The organism is Staphylococcus sp. SUC_1.2 (assembly GCF_026222585.1).
Map to the genome: position 1 here is coordinate 43307 of NZ_JANJPM010000015.1, position 16615 is coordinate 59921.

Genomic DNA, 16615 nt, shown 5'->3' on the forward strand with positions numbered 1-16615 from the left:
TTCGATACTTGAATTCCATTTACACCAGCTAGATATTTTTTAAAAACAAAATTAAATTTAGTTTACAAATTAGTTAAAAATAATTACTCTTACTTTTCTTGACGTTATAATAAAAAAGTAAATTAAAAAAGGAGCAACTATTATGTCGAAAAAATTTAGCTTTAAATTCCCATCAATGATCGCCCTTACTTTATTTGGTGCAGCATTTACTACACATCATGCTGAAGCCTCTGAAAACAAACAAGAGGCTGCTAATAATGTAATCGATGATCAACAAAATATTGAAAATGCCAATGTAGCTAAACATCAAGTCAGTAATGCAGCTCAAAATATCTCTGGGGTGCAAACTTACCAAGACCCTACATTAGTAAAATCAAATACTACTAATAATACATACACATATGATGCAAAATTAGATCACTTAAATCAATCAGCGTCATCTCAAAATAACTCAACGCGTTCTAATACTAATGATACACTTAAAAACAATGATACAATTTCAAATTATCAATCTGATAATACAAAACATAATAATAATGAAGTAGCTACTACCTCTACTACTTCAACTGATTCAACTAAATTAGTTACATCAGCAGAGTCTAATAATAAAATAAATTCAAATCATGTAACTACTGAAACACAACCAACTCATAATGAAAGTGCTCAAGTTTCAAATACACAAAAGTTAAATACAGATGAGCCTAAAACAACATTAAATAACGTAGATAGTCAAAACAATAGCATATCAAAAACTCAATCAAGCACTACTTTCGTTAATAATAAGCAACAAAAAGTAGATGATGATACGACAACGACAAATAATGACAATAATAAAGTATCAACATCTTCTACTTCTACTACTGAAAGTGACAGTACGTCTAACAATTTATCAAATAAATCAGACAACACTACAGTTAACAATGAAGATACTACTCTTCAAAATAATAATACTCAAACTTCACCAATGCATAATACTTTAAAAGTACGTGCATACAGTGCAGCTTTAAATAATACTAATGTTAATAATAAAACTACAACTTCAACTCAATCAAATGATGCATCTGTCTCTGACTCTACATCATCAGTGTATAAAGGTATCGGTGGAAAAGGTGGTCCAGCTACAGTAAGTACATATTCAACTACTTCTTCACTACCAAAATATGTACCACAAGTTAAATCTTCAATTAATAATTATATTCGCTCAAATAATTTGAAAGCTCCTTCGATTGAAGAACATTATACATCTTACTTCCCTAAATATGGGTATCGAAATGGAGTAGGAAAACCTGAAGGCATCGTCGTGCATGATACTGCAAATGACAATTCAACGATTGAAGGCGAAATTAATTATATGAGAAATAATTATACAAATGCGTTTGTACATGCATTTGTAGATGGAAATCGTATTATTGAAACTGCCCCTACTGATTATTTATCTTGGGGAGCTGGACCATATGGAAATAATCGTTTTATTAATGTTGAAATTGTTCATACACATGATTATGCTTCATTTGCACGTTCAATGAATAACTATGCAGATTACGCTGCTACACAATTACAATATTATGGATTAAAACCAGATAGTGCTGAATATGATGCTAAAGGAACAGTATGGACTCATTATGCTATTAGTCGTTATCTTGGAGGTACAGATCACGCTGATCCACATGCCTACTTGAGTAATCATAATTATAGTTATGATGAATTATATGATTTAATTAACGAAAAATATTTAATTAAAATGGGTAAAGTTGCACCATGGGGTACAACATCTACAAATAATTCAACTCCTACTACTAAACCAAGTGTAAATAATAAAAAATTAACAGTAACATCTAATAATGGCTTAGCTCAAATTAAATCAGATAATAGCGGTCTTTATACTACTGTATATGATTCTAAGGGAAAAACAACGAATCAAGTTCATAATACTTTAACAGTTACAAAATCTGCACAGCTTGGTAAAGATAAATATTACCTAGTATCCGATTATAATAGTGGAAAATTATATGGATGGGTTAAACAAAGTGAAACGATTTATAATACTACTACTTCTAAAACAAAAGTAAATAAATCGTATACTATTAAACCTGGAACGACACTATACACGGTTCCATGGGGTAATTATAATCAAATTGCTGGAACAGTATCTAAATCAAATCAATCTCCATTTAAAGCGAGTGCATCACAACAAGTAGGTAAATCAACTTATGTATATGGTTCAGTAAATGGTTTAACTGGTTGGGTAAGTAAATATTATTTAAATGATATTCAAAACAAAGCGGATACAACTAATGTACTTAATGTTTCTCAATTAAATAACACTTTAGGACAAGTAGCTAAAAAAAATAGTGGTGCTTACACAACAGTATATGACTCATCAGGAAAAATAAATCCTTCTATTAACGGTAATACTTATCGTGTAACTAAAAAAGCGACATTAAATAATAAAAACTTTTATTTGATTTCTGACTTTAATGGTAATCAATCACACGGTTGGATTCCTTCATCAGAAATTAATATTCAAACTACAACACCTATAAATGATGGTATTAAAAATTACAATATCAAAGGAAATAGTAATATATATGAAACACCTTGGGGCAGTTCGTCTCAAATTAAAGCAACTGTTCCTTCAAAGGGAGATGTTCTAAAATCTATAGACGCTTTAAAAGTAGGCTCAAATACGTATCTTCACGGTGTTATCAATAATGTTTGGGGCTGGATTTTATCAGACGATGTTCAAACTGTAAAAACGAGTCAAAAAACAAGTAGTGTTCAAACTGTTTCAAAAATTGCTCAAGTAAATTCAACAAATGATGGTATACGTTCAAGTATTTACGATGCAAGTGGTAAGCATGCAAAGCAATATGCTAACAAAACATATGTTGTAACTAAAGAAAAAAAATTAGATGATAATACATATGTTTTATTATCTAGTACTTCTGGAAATACCCCATTAGGTTGGTATAATGTTAAAGACTTAAATATTAAAAATTTAGATAAAGAACAAAAAGTGAAAGGTACTTATACTGTCAATCAAAATAATAAGGGCTTGTATACGATTGCTTGGGGCACTAATCAACAACGATTAGATAAAAACAACATTGCTAATCAAACTTTCACAGCTTCTAAATCGACAATTGTTGATGGTAAAACGTATTTATACGGTACAGTTAATAATCAAACAGGTTGGATTGCACTAAATGATTTAACTAACGCTTCATCTTTCGATACAGTAGAAGACTATAACGATGATTTAGTTATAACTAATGGTAATAGTTTTTACTATGACGACCCTACTTCAGCTAAAGGGTACTTACTCAAGCCATTTAATGAACAAATTTTTCAAGTTACAAAACGAAAAGTAGTAAATGGTATCACTTGGTATTATGGTAAATTAAGTAATGGTAAATCAGTATGGATTAAGAAAAGCGATTTACAACAACAATTAGTTAAACTATCTAAAAACTATAGAACACTTGATGATGTCACTAAAATTCAACAAAATGTTTACGGTGCACCACCACAAGTTCAACGTAATAATAGCGGTTGGTCAAATGCAACGTATAGTGAAATTAAAAATGCGATGAACGCGAAAACACTTGCTAAACATCCAACTTTAAAATATCAATTTTTACGTTTAGATCGCCCACAATCATTATCTGTAGATCGTTTAAATCGACTACTTAAAGGTAAGGGAATGTTAGAAAACCAAGGTCAAGCATTTGCTAATGCTGCAAAATTGACAGGTGTTAATGAAATTTACTTAATTGCTCATGCCCTACTTGAAACGGGTAATGGCCAATCTAAACTTGCTAAAGGTGCAAATTTGGTTAATAATCAAGTCGTTTCTAATTCCCCTATTAAATACTATAATGTATATGGTATTGGTGCTTATGATTATGCACCACTTGTAAATGGAATTAATTACGCAAAACGATCTGGCTGGAATAGTATTTCTAAAGCTATTATTGATGGAGCTAAATTTATTGCTCAAGATTATATTAAATCTGGTCAAAATACACTTTATAAAATGCGTTGGAATCCTGATCAACCTGGTACACATCAATATGCTACTGATATTAATTGGGCAAATGTGAATGCTGAAGGTTTAAAATACTTATACGATCAAATTAATTCAGTTGGTAAATATTTTGAAATACCAGTATTTAATCAATAATACTACTTGGGAGTGAGACTGAATTCAGTTGCCCTTCAGTTATCGCCTATCCATACTTAAAAGAATCTGAGACACTTATTTCTGTCTCAGATTCTTTTTTGCTCTAAATTTTATATTTCATACAAGCACCCATCTTATTGGACTATGTTATAAAGAACAATAAGATGGGTGCTATGTTAGATATAAAGATGACGACTATTAAGTTTATTTAAAAGATGATTCAAATTATTGATTTCCTCTTCTGTTAAACATTGACATCTCGCTTCGATTAATTCACATCTTGCTATATTGATTTGTTTAATTAAATCTCTAGCTTCAGTTGTTAAACATAAATCCTTACAACGTAAATCTTCGTGTGACTGTTGACTTGTAATATAACCTTTATGAACTAATTTCTTTATCCAACGAGATACAATGGACTGCTCTCTACTAATCTTCATTGTTAAATCATATTGTGATAATCGATCATAGTTATAAAGAATTCTTAATAATTCCAGTTGGTCATTTGTTATATCAGTCCGTTGGCCAAAGCGTCTATTTACTAAATTAAGATCATTGTTTGTTAGGGTAATAAGTTTTTCTAGTTGATTATACATAGCTGTTCTACTCCACTCTAGTAATTGTTTATATTATAAAGTTAATTTTATAATTAGACAATACTATTCAATAAATTGACTAAATTCATTTTAATAATATGATATTATCTATTCATTATACACGATTTCTAATTTTTCTATTTAAATTGAGAGAAAATGAGATTTTATTAATTAAATATTATAAATAAAAATATGATATGATAATTATATTCTATTTCAAAGTAATGAGGTCATAATACTTTGAATGATTATATTTAGAGGTGTAAATATGAAATTAACTTTAAATTCAAATTCTAAGTTTTTAAGAGCGCCAAGTATCCGACAGTTTTCAAGTCGAATAAAAAATATTGACGACTGTGTTAATTTAACTATTGGCCAACCTGATTTTCCAATGCCTGATGTGGTTAAGCAAGCATATATTAATGCAATAAGTGAAGATAAAACAAGTTATTCACATAACAAAGGTCTTACTGAAACGCGTCAAGCGATTAGTCAATATTTTAAACGTAGATATGGATTTTTTTATAGCGAAGAAGAAATTATTGTTACAAACGGTGCAAGTGAAGCGTTAGATACATCGCTAAGAAGTATAATCGAACCTGGAGATGAAATTTTAATCCCTGGTCCTATTTATGCCGGATATATTCCATTAGTTGAAACTTTAGGTGGTAAACCTATTTATATTGATACCACACATTCTGACTTTAAGGTAACACCTGAGCTAATTGAAACTTACTTTACTAATCAAACTAAAGCAATTTTATTAAATTACCCTACTAATCCAACTGGTGTTATATTAGAGCGCTCAGAAGTTGAAGCCCTTGTACATTATTTAAAAACTAAAGAAATATTTATTATCAGTGATGAAATATATGCTGAAAATACGTTTACAGGAACACATACTTCTTTCGCAGAATATGAAGAGATACGTGACCAACTATTACTCATTGGTGGCTTAAGTAAATCACATTCAGCTACAGGCATCCGTATCGGTTTTTTAATCGGTCCTGAATATTTAATTGAAAAATTAACTTTCATGCATGCATATAACTGTATTTGTGCTAATGTTCCTGCTCAAATTGCTTGTATCACTGCATTAAATGAGGGCTTAGAAGCACCAAAATATATGAACGAAGCTTATATTGAACGCCGTGATTATTTAAAAGCTAAATTGTTATCTCTAGGATTCGAACTTGAAGCTCAACCTGAAGGTGCATTTTATATTTTCCCAAGTATTAAACGATTCACTAATAATGATTTTGACTTTTGTGTCAATGTACTGGAAGAGGCACATGTTGCGATGGTGCCAGGCTCTTCTTTCACAGATATAGGAAAAGGCTATATTCGTATTTCTTATGCTTATGAAATGAACGTCTTAAAAGAAGGTATGCGTCGTTTAGAATTATATTTAAAAGAACACTATCCTAACGTGTTAGATAATTAAAAAAAACGCAAGATTGACTAAGTCAATTTTGCGTTTTTTTATTACTATTGTTTATGGGAATTTAGGGAATTGATCAAAATCAGGATCGCGTTTTTCTTTAAATGCGTCACGACCTTCTTTTGCTTCATCAGTAGTATAATACAGTAATGTAGCATCTCCAGCCATTTGTTGTAAACCAGCTAAACCATCTGTATCTGCATTCATTGCAGCTTTTAAGAAACGTAATGCTGTTGGTGAATGTTTCATAATGTCTTTACACCAAGCTACTGTTTCATCTTCTACTTTATCTAAAGGTACTACAGTATTAACTAAGCCCATTTCTAATGCCTCTTGAGCATTGTATTGACGACATAAGTACCAAATTTCACGTGCTTTTTTGTGGCCTACGATACGAGCTAAGTATCCTGAACCATAACCAGCATCAAATGAACCTACTTTAGGTCCAGTTTGACCAAAGATTGCATTATCTGCAGCAATTGTTAAGTCACATACTACATTTAATACGTTACCTCCACCAATTGCATAACCTCTAACCATTGCAATAACTGGTTTAGGAATAACACGAATTAAACGTTGTAAATCCAATACATTTAAACGAGGAATTTGGTCTTCACCAACATAACCACCATGTCCACGTTTCTTTTGATCTCCGCCTGAACAAAACGCTTTATCGCCTTCACCTGTTAAGATAATAACAGAAACATTTTGATCATCACGTGCTCTAGTAAATGCATCAATCATTTCAGCTACTGTTTTAGGTGTAAATGCATTACGTACTTCTGGTCGGTTAATTGTTACTTTTGCAATTCCTTCGAAGAATTCATATTTAATTTCATCATATTCTTTTAGTGTTTCCCACTGTCTAGTCATTTTGCTCCTCCTTTAAAAAGCCTAATACTATTGTATCAAATTCCGCTTCATCTTCCACATGAATTGTGTGACCTACATTTTTTAAAATACGGATTTGATAGTTTTTAATTTCTTGTGCCATTTTTTTAGCAGTATTAACGAATTTTTCATCTAATTCTCCTGCTAGAATAAGGCAATCACTTTTTATACGCTTAATATCTCCCCATAAATTAGGCATATGTCCAGTCCCATAATCTCTTAAAGCTTTCGCTAATTTATTAGGATCCTGCGAAAGTCGCATACGACGCATTGCCTGTTTTTTATTATCATCTAATAGATATTGTGTTTGAAATAAAGGGAGTTTTTCCCAATCATTTACAAACACTTCAATTCCAGCTATTTCTAATACACGTCCACGTGCTTGATCGATAGCCTGTCGTTCTTTACGTAAGGCTTCGTCAGCAATGCCTGGCGATGTACTTTCTAATATTAATTGTTTGATTTCATATTGACCATATATTGCATAGTAAAGTGCTACGCGCCCACCCATTGAATAGCCTAATAAACTGAATTTATATTTCTCAAATTGAGATAAAACTCGATTTATTTGTTCCGTTATATACGGAAAGTTCCATGTTTGATCTATAGGTGAGTCATCTTTGCCATGTCCAGGTAAATCAATAGTTAAAATATTACATTGAGTAAGAAACGCCTCTATATGATTCATATACGTTTGACTATCACTAATAAAACCATGAAGTAAAATTAATAATTGATTGCTTGGATGATCAGATTTATAAAAATTATAATGTAACATTTAAAATCTCACTCAATTTCTTATATAAAAGTTGATGTTGTTCTAAGTTATCTTCACGATTTGTAATCATTTCATATATATATGAATTCATATTTGAAAAGGATACTTGAGAAAAATCGGTAATATTATTCAAACGTTTAAATGAAAAATCATATAACATGGCAGTATACTCAAAATTTAGTCCAGTTGGTGTACCAAATAGACGTTCAAAGTATTGCTCTGCTGCTGTTTTTTGAGGCAAATAAGAAAATATACCTCCACCATCGTTGTTAAGTATAACAATATTAATATGAATATCGTTTAATTTAGCCATTAATAATCCATTCATATCATGATAAAAAGCTAAATCTCCAATCAGTAATGTCACTCTTTTATGTACCGCCATACCTAAAGCAGTAGAAATAACGCCATCAATACCATTTGCACCTCGATTAGCATACACTTCTACTTCACTATCAAATAATAAATTATCTACATCACGAATAGGCATACTATTACTTACAAATAATGCATCATCTTTAGTGAGTTTTTGAATCAGTGTACTTACAAATGCTGATTCATCTGTCGCTTGAGACATATGTTGAGTGATTGCTTTACGAGATTGTGCTTCTATAGATTGCCAACGTTCAATCCAATCCTTACGATTTACTGTTGGTTCATTCACTAAACTTCTGAAGAAATCATTTGCTGATATTTCATATGAGATGTGTGGCGGTGTTGGAAATACATCAATTTTATCATTATTTTGAACTAATATTTGAAATGCATTTGTGCGTGTAAGCCATTGATTTAATTTTTTAGAAATAACTGGTTTACCTACACGTATAATAAAATCAGCATCAATATTTAAATGAGAACGGTATAATAAATCATATGTTGTAATAACATTAGGATGGTTAAACTTGCGTAATTGACTAAGTGGATCTGCAAGAATTGGTAAATCATGAATTGTAGCGTAAGTTAAAATTTGATCGACTGCTTGGTGCTGCATATCCCCTACAATAATAAGACCTTTCTTATCTTTTAATACATTTTTTATATCTTGTATATCTATATTTTTTTGATAATGAGGCAATATTTTATGTTCAGATTTTAAATTCTCAGTCATTTCAAGATCTGGTGTTAACGGTTCTCTAAATGGTAAATTAAAATGTATTGGACCACGGTGTGGACCATATAAATATTGACTTGCAATTTGCATTTGATAATTGATAGTATTGAGCATTTCTTGACTGCCATCAGCTACAGGCATATCAAATTGGAAGTTAATATAATTTGCAAACATATTGACTTGGTTAATCGCTTGTGGTGCGCCTACACTTCTAAGTTCGTGTGGACGATCGCTAGTTAATACTATAAGCGGTATACGGCTGATTTGACTTTCGGCTATAGCTGGCGTGTAATTAGCAGCCGCTGTTCCAGAAGTACATAAAATCGCAACTGGACGTTCGCTTCCTTTAATTAATCCTAAAGCAAAAAAAGCTGCGCTACGTTCATCAGGATGTATCCAAGTTTTTATATTTGGATGCGCTTCAAATGCAATCGCTAAAGGAGTCGAACGTGAGCCCGGACTAATAACGACTTCTCGCACACCATAGGCATATAACTCTGATGCAAATGTATAAACTTGTTTAGTTAAAGCTTCTTTATGATTCATTCTCATTCACTACTCCTAAAGCATTCATCATTGGTGAAAATTTCACCGACGTTTCTTCAACTTCACTTTCAGCATTAGAATCTTTTACGATACCACAACCTGCAAATAAAGTAGTTTGATTTTGTTTAATTAACATAGAACGAATAGCCACAATAAATTCACAATCATCATCTACATCGATATATCCAACTGGAGACCCATATAATCCTCGTGTGCCAAACTCATTTTTTTCAATATAATCAACTGCTTCTTTCTTAGGATAACCACCTAAGGCAGGTGTAGGATGCAACTCATCAATTAAACTAATATACGAATGATTCAATAATGTTCCTTTTATTTCAGTATACAAATGATACATATGATCATTTTTTAAAATATTAGGTTTTTGATTGTATTCTACATTTTCTACATAAGGTTCAATATCATTTAAAATACTTCTAACGACAAATTGATGTTCACCTAGATTTTTACTGTCTTGTAGAAATGCTTGAACATTTTTTTCATCTTTTTCAGCATCTTGTGTTCGAGGAATGGTTCCTGCTACAGCCTTCGTAGATAATACACCGTCTTCAACTTTTAATAATTGCTCTGGTGTTTGAGAGAAGAATACAGATTGGTTAGACTCTAGAATAAATAAGTAACTATTTTTCTCATTGTTTAACGCACGATTAAGTACATAAGGAATACTAATTGGCTTATCAAACTTAATTAAACGACGTCTCGCAAGCACTACTTTTTGATCTTTATCAAGTTGTTCAATCGTATGACTTACAAGATCTTTCCACTCATCAACATAAATATCTTCCATGCGTGTTACATTGCCTAAAGCTGTCTCTCGTTCTGTCGTATCGACTTGAGTATTTTCAAAATAATTAATAATTTGATTTAATTTTTCCATTTCAAATTGAGCTTTTTCAACTGTATATGTCAAAATGGTTTGATTGTTAACTGAAGAAATAAGTACTTCAGGTACCACAAAATGATTAATCCCAAATTCACGCCACTCATCATCAGACTTATGATTTGAAAATTGGAATCCCCCTACTATTTTAAGGTGATGCTTTTGCGTATTAACATGAATTAGTTCTACATCGTTTTTAAATTTTTCCCATTCCCGAAAGATAGATTGTTTATTTTCAAAGTTATTCTTAAATCTTTGAATTGCATGATAGCCGAAAAATGAAGACATATTATCGTTTAATCGCAAATAAAATCGATCTCCAGCTTGTTTTTCAGTTAAATTAAATAATTCACTTGGTGTTAAAGATTTATTTAACACGACTTCAACAGAAACCCAGTTTTTATTGCTTTCATATATAGATTCCATAATTTTGTCTTCCATTAGGTTGGCAGCCATTCATTTCACTTCTTTCATTATCTTTTTTTACTCATTAAAGTATTGTAACATTTTTCGTTATTCATCGTATCATAATTGCTTAATCAATTTAGAGAAATATTTCACGTTGATTGACCTTTCTTACCTATTCCTATAAAATACATATGTTAAAACTTTATATTATAAGAGGTAGATTACATTATGGCAGATCAATATCAACAATATTCAACTGTTAGAAAATATTGGCATTTAATGAGACCTCATACTTTAACCGCGTCTATTGTCCCTGTATTAGTAGGAACAGCGACAGCTAAACTTTTCTTACTGGGCAGTCAAGATCATATTAAATTCAGCCTATTCTTAGCAATGTTAATCGCATGCCTTTTAATTCAAGCAGCGACTAATATGTTTAATGAATATTATGATTTTAAAAAAGGATTAGACGATCATACATCTGTAGGCATCGGTGGCGCGATTGTTCGAAATGGTATGAGTCCAAAACTTGTCATGAATCTAGCAATTGCTTTTTATATTATTGCCGCTTTACTTGGTATATATCTAGCTGTTAATAGTTCATTTTGGATTATTCCAGTTGGTATTGTATGTATGGCAATTGGTTATTTATATACTGGTGGACCTATTCCTATTTCATGGACGCCATTTGGTGAATTATTCTCCGGATTATTTATGGGTATGATTATCATTTTACTTGCATTCTTTATTCAAACAGGTAATGTGAATGGTTTTATTGTTTGGATTAGCTTACCTATTGTCATTACAATCGGGTTAATTAATATGGCTAATAACATTCGTGACCGTGTTAAAGATAAAGCAAGTGGTCGTAAAACCTTATCTATTTTATTAGGTAAAAAAGCTTCTATTACGTTTATGGCAGCAATGTATATCTTAGCTTACTTAATCGTAATATTTACTGCTTTATTCAAATCAGGCGGCTCATTATTCTACTTGTTAGTATTATTCTCATTCCCAATGCCAATCAAAGCAATTCGTCGTTTTAATAAAAATGATACACCAGCAAGCATGATGCCAGCGATGGCAGCGACTGGCAAAACGAATACAGTCTTTGGTATTTTGTACGCTTTGGGTATTTATATCAGCGCACTTTTAGGTGGAATCTAATTTGTTTTAACTAGCATTGTGTTTTAACAATGCTAGTTTTTTTATTATTATATATATATCATATGTAGATAATCATGGCCATATAAATTAATATCTTCAACCCATTTGAAACCTAGTTGTTTATAAAGTTTAAGTGCTTTCTCATTATTATAATCACAATTTAAACTCCATTTTTTATTAAAACTTGTGGTGATCAAGTGTTCCAACAATTGTGTCGCAATACCTTGTCCTCTATAATCAGGCGATGTGACCACTGCTTCAATATACCACTCATCATTTTTAGCTTCTTTTATAGGTAAAGGTGTTCCAACTAATCTGATATCTTCTTCAAGAGGCAGTTGGTTCCATTGTTCTTCGTACTCCATTTCTTTTGAACCATCATAAGCGATAATACAACCGGCCACTTCATTATTCTTTTCATATACCCATATATTTTTATAATAGGTACGATAATGTACATTAACTATACTAAGTTCAAGCAAATTAATCATACGTTTTTTAGAAATTTCCTTTACAATGTCAAGTTCCATATCTTTCCATATTAAATAATAAAGTTTTGCAATTTGCTTATTATCACTTGGTGTCGCTTTTCTAATCATATTTATCCCTCCATCTACATCATACTCATCTTCTTACCAGAAATTAAATATTATAGTAAGTATAAACTGATTCTTTTATAAGTGACATTCTTGATTTTAGTCATAAATTACTTACAATATAAAAATAAGGAGGCATCCATAATATGAGAGTAAACAAAACATTATATGTATTATGTGCATTGTTCTTAGGTGGTGTTGGGATTCACAAGTTCTATGCAGATAAAGTTGGACAAGGTGTATTACATTTGGTCTTCTTTTGGACACTTATTCCAACAATTGTTTCGATTATTCATGGCATTATCATTATCTTTACTACTAAAGCTGATAATAATGGATATATTTTTATACCCAGATAAAAACAAGCGAAAGTTTTTAAACTTTCTTCTTTAAATTAAAGAAAATGGGGTATAAATTAATAATAGTTTTAAAAAGGAGAATGTGACTATGAAAAACTTTATTAAACGTATTGTGAGAACAATTATTACAGGCTATGTCTTAAAATGGATTAAAAATAAAATAGAAGGAAATTCAAAAAGAAAATAATTTAAAAAGGTCTATTCACTTTATTTTAGAGAATAGACCTTTTTATAGTGATTCATTGGAACCGGATTTACTCATTGAGAAATGCCTCCAAATGTTTTAATTCAGTAGTATATTGATTAAAATCATCTTCATTTCTATTAACCAAAGCTTCATCAATTAATGTTACAAGTTGTTTCTTTCTTTCTAAACGTAACGCTTCGTCAATCACAAGTTCTACACCTAAATCATTCACCGTCGTTACAAATTCTTCTAGTGTGGTATGTTTAACATTTGTATTGTAATACATAAGATTCACTACCTTTCTATTAATTTAAAAATAGTATACAAGCTTTTTATTTTGAAATCAATGAATATTCAGACTTTTCTAAATAAATTAGTGTAATTTTATTTTTAAATAACAACTTGACAACATATACTTTTTTTATATAATAATTTTATATTATTAATCACTCTTCGTGTTTAATAATAAATAATTAAATAAGGAGCTGATCTTATGACTCAGTTCAATAAACCTCCTAATACGATTTATGTCATACGTAAAGGTGATATGGTGATTAGACCTACATTTGACGATCATCAACAACCGAACGGCTCAGAAATCCTCAAATTCGATACCTCACGAGAAATAAGTCCTTTTAAAACTCAAAAAATTATTGAACGATCTTGTAGATTTTATGGCAATAACTACTTAAGCAAGAAAGCTGAAACTCAACGCATTGCTGGAATAACTAGTAAACCTCCCATCCTTCTCACACCATTGTTTCCAACTTACTTTTTCCCAACACATTCAGACCGTTTAGAAGAAAATATATGGATTAATATGCATTATATTTCTGATATTAAGCCATTAAAAAACAGAAAGAGTAAAATTATCTTTGCAAATCAAGAAGCACTAACATTAAATGTATCTTTTCATAGTTTATGGCATCAATATTCTAATTCTATTTTCTATTACTATATGATTGATAAACAAGCAAGAATGAAATCTAATAATCCAGATATGCCAATCGATTATGAAAAAACATCTTTAAATATTTTTGAGGCACTTTCACACTATTCTTTATTAGAAGATAAATAGCTGTATGTTTATTTTTAAAATATACGGAACGATTATATTAATTTAGTGTAAATGTTCCGTATATTTTTTAAAGATAATCTCTTGCAAATTTTAAGATTATTGATATAATTGTATTTGTATTGATTGAAGAACACGTTATATTATTCCGCAGTAGCTCAGTGGTAGAGCTATCGGCTGTTAACCGATCGGTCGTAGGTTCGAATCCTACCTGCGGAGCCATATGGAAACGTACTCAAGTTGGCTGAAGAGGCGCCCCTGCTAAGGGTGTAGGTCGCGAGAGCGGCGCGAGGGTTCGAATCCCTCCGTTTCCGTCATTTGACTCTTTACTTTTTAAGTAAAGAGTTTTTTTTATAAAAAAAGAGCCAATGTTTCTACAATTTGACTCCTTTTTTATATTTAAACTAATACGCCATTAACTTCAATATACTGTCTTTATCAATATCACCAAAGTAATGATAAAAGTCATAGTCTTCCATTACTTCTTTTATATGAGTATAATCGTGTAATGTTCCTACTAAAGCATCTTCTAATTCATTGACATTTCCTTCTCCAAAGAAATCGCCAAAGATTTTAGCATGCTCAATTTTTCCTTTTTTGACATCAAATTTAATTTGAATGAATCCTTTTTCAAACTTCTCGTCACGTTCAAAATTATATTTCGGATTTTTACCATAATTCCAATCCCAAGTGCGATATTTTTCATTGCTTAATTGCTTAATATTGTTCCAGTCTTCTTCCGTTAAATGATATTCCTCTACTTCATGCTCACCAAAGATGTTTTTTAAAATAATTTGCTTAAATTGATCAATTGTAATAGAGTCATCTAAAAATTCTTCAATATTTGCTACGCGTTTACGTACAGACTTCACACCTTTAGATTGAATTTTTTTAGGATTCACTTTTAATGCGTTTTGTACTTCTTCTAAATCACTATTTAGCATTAATGTACCATGACTAAACATACGATTTTTAACCTTAACCATAGCATTTCCAGAAATTTTAGCTGCGCCTACTTGAATGTCATTACGGCCTGTCATTTCTGCATCTACACCCATAGATTGTAAAGCTTGAACAATAGGCTCAGTAAATTTCTTGAAGTTATGAAAACTGTTACCATCATCACTCGTTACAAAACTAAAATTCAAATTGCCTTTATCATGGTACACAGCTCCTCCTCCAGAAATTCGTCGTACAACATGAATATGATGCTCATCTACATACTGTTTATTAACTTCTTCAATTGTATTTTGATTTTTACCTACAATGATTGAGGGTTCATTAACATAAAATAAAAAGTAACTATCATCTGCAGGTAAATATTTAAGTACATATTCTTCCATGGCTAAGTTAATTGTAGGATCAGTAATATTATTATTACTTACAAATTTCATAGCTCTCACCTTTCTCTTTCTTTTAAAATTTAATAATGCAATATATCTTCCACTATCGATTATTTAACTTAATTATGGCATTATTTTCAAAAATAATATAATATTTTCTGATTTTAGTATATATTTGTTTATTTGTAGTGTAAATTTTAGTACAATATAGTCTAGCTATGATTTGAGGAGGACTCGAAATGACTGTTGCAGAAGTTGGAAATATTGTAGAATTTTATGACGGTTTAAGAGGCCGTGTTGAAAAAATTAATGATAATTCAGTTATTGTTGATTTGACAATTATGGAAAATTTTAATGAACTAGATTTACCTGAAAAAACAGTTATTAATCACAAACGATATAAAATCGTTGAATAAGAAGGTTAATATTAAATGAAAAATACATCTAAACCCTTAATTTGGTTTGTTGCAAGTTTTATTGTATTTCATCTTATCTTATTTATAATGTGGGGAGAACATCAAGAATATTGGTATTTATATACTGGTATAATGTTAATTGCTGGCATTAGTTATGTATTTTATCAACGTGATATCACATCAAAACGTCTATTAACCTCTATTGGTGTGGGCGTAATCACAGGTGTTGTATTAGTGATAATACAACTTATATTTTCACTTATATCGTCACAAATTACTTATACCGAATTAATTAAAGAGTTATCAAGAACAGGTGTATATTTTAAATGGCAAATGTTAGTTACTATCTTATTTGTCATCCCTTGTCATGAGTTATACATGCGTGCTGTCTTACAAAAAGAGTTAAATAAATTTAGACTACCTCGCTGGCTAACAATTTTAATACCTGCATTATGTTCTAGTTCTTTATTTATCTATCTTGATAAATGGTGGATTGTTATTTTTATCTTTATAGCTCAAGTCATATTATCATTGAGTTATCAGTATACAAGACGTATTGTTACATCGTCTTTAGGTCAAATTGTTGCCATCATTTTATTACTTATCTTTCATGGATA

The 16615-nt window shown here is 30.7% G+C and carries 16 protein-coding genes and 2 tRNA genes; 10 read left to right on the forward strand and 8 right to left on the reverse strand.

Features of this window, described 5'->3' with window-relative positions:
• Positions 1 to 142 precede the first annotated feature (142 nt).
• Complete coding sequence (locus NR218_RS06760) at positions 143 to 4183, forward strand: glucosaminidase domain-containing protein (RefSeq protein ID WP_137689663.1); 4041 nt, start codon at positions 143 to 145, stop codon at positions 4181 to 4183.
• 176 nt (positions 4184 to 4359) lie between these two features.
• On the opposite strand, the gene NR218_RS06765 is transcribed toward NR218_RS06760, so the two are convergent.
• A complete protein-coding gene (locus NR218_RS06765) occupies positions 4360 to 4779 on the reverse strand; it encodes a MarR family transcriptional regulator (protein WP_002448073.1) in 420 nt (139 codons plus the stop codon).
• 268 nt (positions 4780 to 5047) lie between these two features.
• Between NR218_RS06765 and NR218_RS06770 the strand changes: the two genes are divergently transcribed.
• A complete protein-coding gene (locus NR218_RS06770; RefSeq protein ID WP_019835348.1) occupies positions 5048 to 6223 on the forward strand; it encodes an aminotransferase class I/II-fold pyridoxal phosphate-dependent enzyme in 1176 nt (391 codons plus the stop codon).
• A gap of 51 nt (positions 6224 to 6274) precedes the next feature.
• Here the strand turns inward: NR218_RS06770 and menB are convergent, their stop codons facing one another.
• From menB to NR218_RS06790, 4 genes are read right to left on the reverse strand one after another with little or no spacing between them, the layout of a single operon-like run.
• Complete coding sequence (menB, locus tag NR218_RS06775; protein WP_002448062.1) at positions 6275 to 7093, reverse strand: 1,4-dihydroxy-2-naphthoyl-CoA synthase; 819 nt, start codon at positions 7091 to 7093, stop codon at positions 6275 to 6277.
• The gene (gene menH / locus NR218_RS06780) at positions 7086 to 7889 is read right to left on the reverse strand and encodes a 2-succinyl-6-hydroxy-2,4-cyclohexadiene-1-carboxylate synthase (protein ID WP_070468618.1); all 804 of its coding nucleotides are present in this window, start codon (positions 7887 to 7889) and stop codon (positions 7086 to 7088) included. The genes menB and menH overlap by 8 nt, the downstream gene beginning before the upstream one ends.
• Positions 7876 to 9546 (reverse strand): 2-succinyl-5-enolpyruvyl-6-hydroxy-3-cyclohexene-1-carboxylic-acid synthase, encoded by a 1671-nt coding sequence (gene menD, locus NR218_RS06785; protein ID WP_048762469.1) that lies wholly within the window; start codon positions 9544 to 9546, stop codon positions 7876 to 7878. Before menD ends, menH begins: the two co-directional genes overlap by 14 nt.
• Positions 9536 to 10903 (reverse strand): isochorismate synthase, encoded by a 1368-nt coding sequence (locus NR218_RS06790; RefSeq protein ID WP_017175788.1) that lies wholly within the window; start codon positions 10901 to 10903, stop codon positions 9536 to 9538. The genes menD and NR218_RS06790 overlap by 11 nt, the downstream gene beginning before the upstream one ends.
• Before the next feature lie 180 nt (positions 10904 to 11083).
• Between NR218_RS06790 and NR218_RS06795 the strand changes: the two genes are divergently transcribed.
• On the forward strand, positions 11084 to 12022 hold the full coding sequence (locus NR218_RS06795) for a 1,4-dihydroxy-2-naphthoate polyprenyltransferase (RefSeq protein WP_049379560.1): 939 nt from the start codon (positions 11084 to 11086) through the stop codon (positions 12020 to 12022).
• Positions 12023 to 12069: 47 nt separating this feature from the next.
• On the opposite strand, the gene NR218_RS06800 is transcribed toward NR218_RS06795, so the two are convergent.
• A complete protein-coding gene (locus tag NR218_RS06800) occupies positions 12070 to 12621 on the reverse strand; it encodes a GNAT family N-acetyltransferase (RefSeq protein WP_017175790.1) in 552 nt (183 codons plus the stop codon).
• Between the two features lie 143 nt (positions 12622 to 12764).
• Between NR218_RS06800 and NR218_RS06805 the strand changes: the two genes are divergently transcribed.
• Positions 12765 to 12977, forward strand: coding sequence for a TM2 domain-containing protein (locus NR218_RS06805; protein ID WP_017175791.1), 213 nt, complete (start codon positions 12765 to 12767; stop codon positions 12975 to 12977).
• A gap of 88 nt (positions 12978 to 13065) precedes the next feature.
• A complete protein-coding gene (locus tag NR218_RS06810) occupies positions 13066 to 13164 on the forward strand; it encodes an SAR1012 family small protein (RefSeq protein ID WP_017175792.1) in 99 nt (32 codons plus the stop codon).
• Between the two features lie 67 nt (positions 13165 to 13231).
• On the opposite strand, the gene NR218_RS06815 is transcribed toward NR218_RS06810, so the two are convergent.
• Positions 13232 to 13450, reverse strand: a complete 219-nt coding sequence (locus tag NR218_RS06815) for an IDEAL domain-containing protein (protein WP_002488353.1) — start codon at positions 13448 to 13450, stop codon at positions 13232 to 13234.
• A 207-nt stretch (positions 13451 to 13657) separates the two neighbouring features.
• Between NR218_RS06815 and NR218_RS06820 the strand changes: the two genes are divergently transcribed.
• The 3 genes from NR218_RS06820 to NR218_RS06830 all read left to right on the forward strand — a co-directional run bounded on the left by NR218_RS06820 (position 13658) and on the right by NR218_RS06830 (position 14553).
• The gene (locus NR218_RS06820; RefSeq protein WP_017175793.1) at positions 13658 to 14242 is read left to right on the forward strand and encodes a competence protein ComK; all 585 of its coding nucleotides are present in this window, start codon (positions 13658 to 13660) and stop codon (positions 14240 to 14242) included.
• Positions 14243 to 14386: 144 nt separating this feature from the next.
• Positions 14387 to 14461: transfer RNA gene (locus NR218_RS06825), tRNA-Asn, on the forward strand.
• A 3-nt stretch (positions 14462 to 14464) separates the two neighbouring features.
• Positions 14465 to 14553: transfer RNA gene (locus NR218_RS06830), tRNA-Ser, on the forward strand.
• Between the two features lie 90 nt (positions 14554 to 14643).
• On the opposite strand, the gene NR218_RS06835 is transcribed toward NR218_RS06830, so the two are convergent.
• A complete protein-coding gene (locus NR218_RS06835; RefSeq protein ID WP_048762301.1) occupies positions 14644 to 15633 on the reverse strand; it encodes a lipoate--protein ligase in 990 nt (329 codons plus the stop codon).
• 188 nt (positions 15634 to 15821) lie between these two features.
• Between NR218_RS06835 and NR218_RS06840 the strand changes: the two genes are divergently transcribed.
• Both NR218_RS06840 and NR218_RS06845 read left to right on the forward strand, forming a co-directional pair.
• Complete coding sequence (locus tag NR218_RS06840) at positions 15822 to 15998, forward strand: YkvS family protein (protein ID WP_002448045.1); 177 nt, start codon at positions 15822 to 15824, stop codon at positions 15996 to 15998.
• Between the two features lie 15 nt (positions 15999 to 16013).
• Positions 16014 to 16615, forward strand: a 602-nt coding sequence (locus tag NR218_RS06845; RefSeq protein WP_019835286.1) for a type II CAAX prenyl endopeptidase Rce1 family protein, incomplete at its 3' end; no start/stop codon positions are given.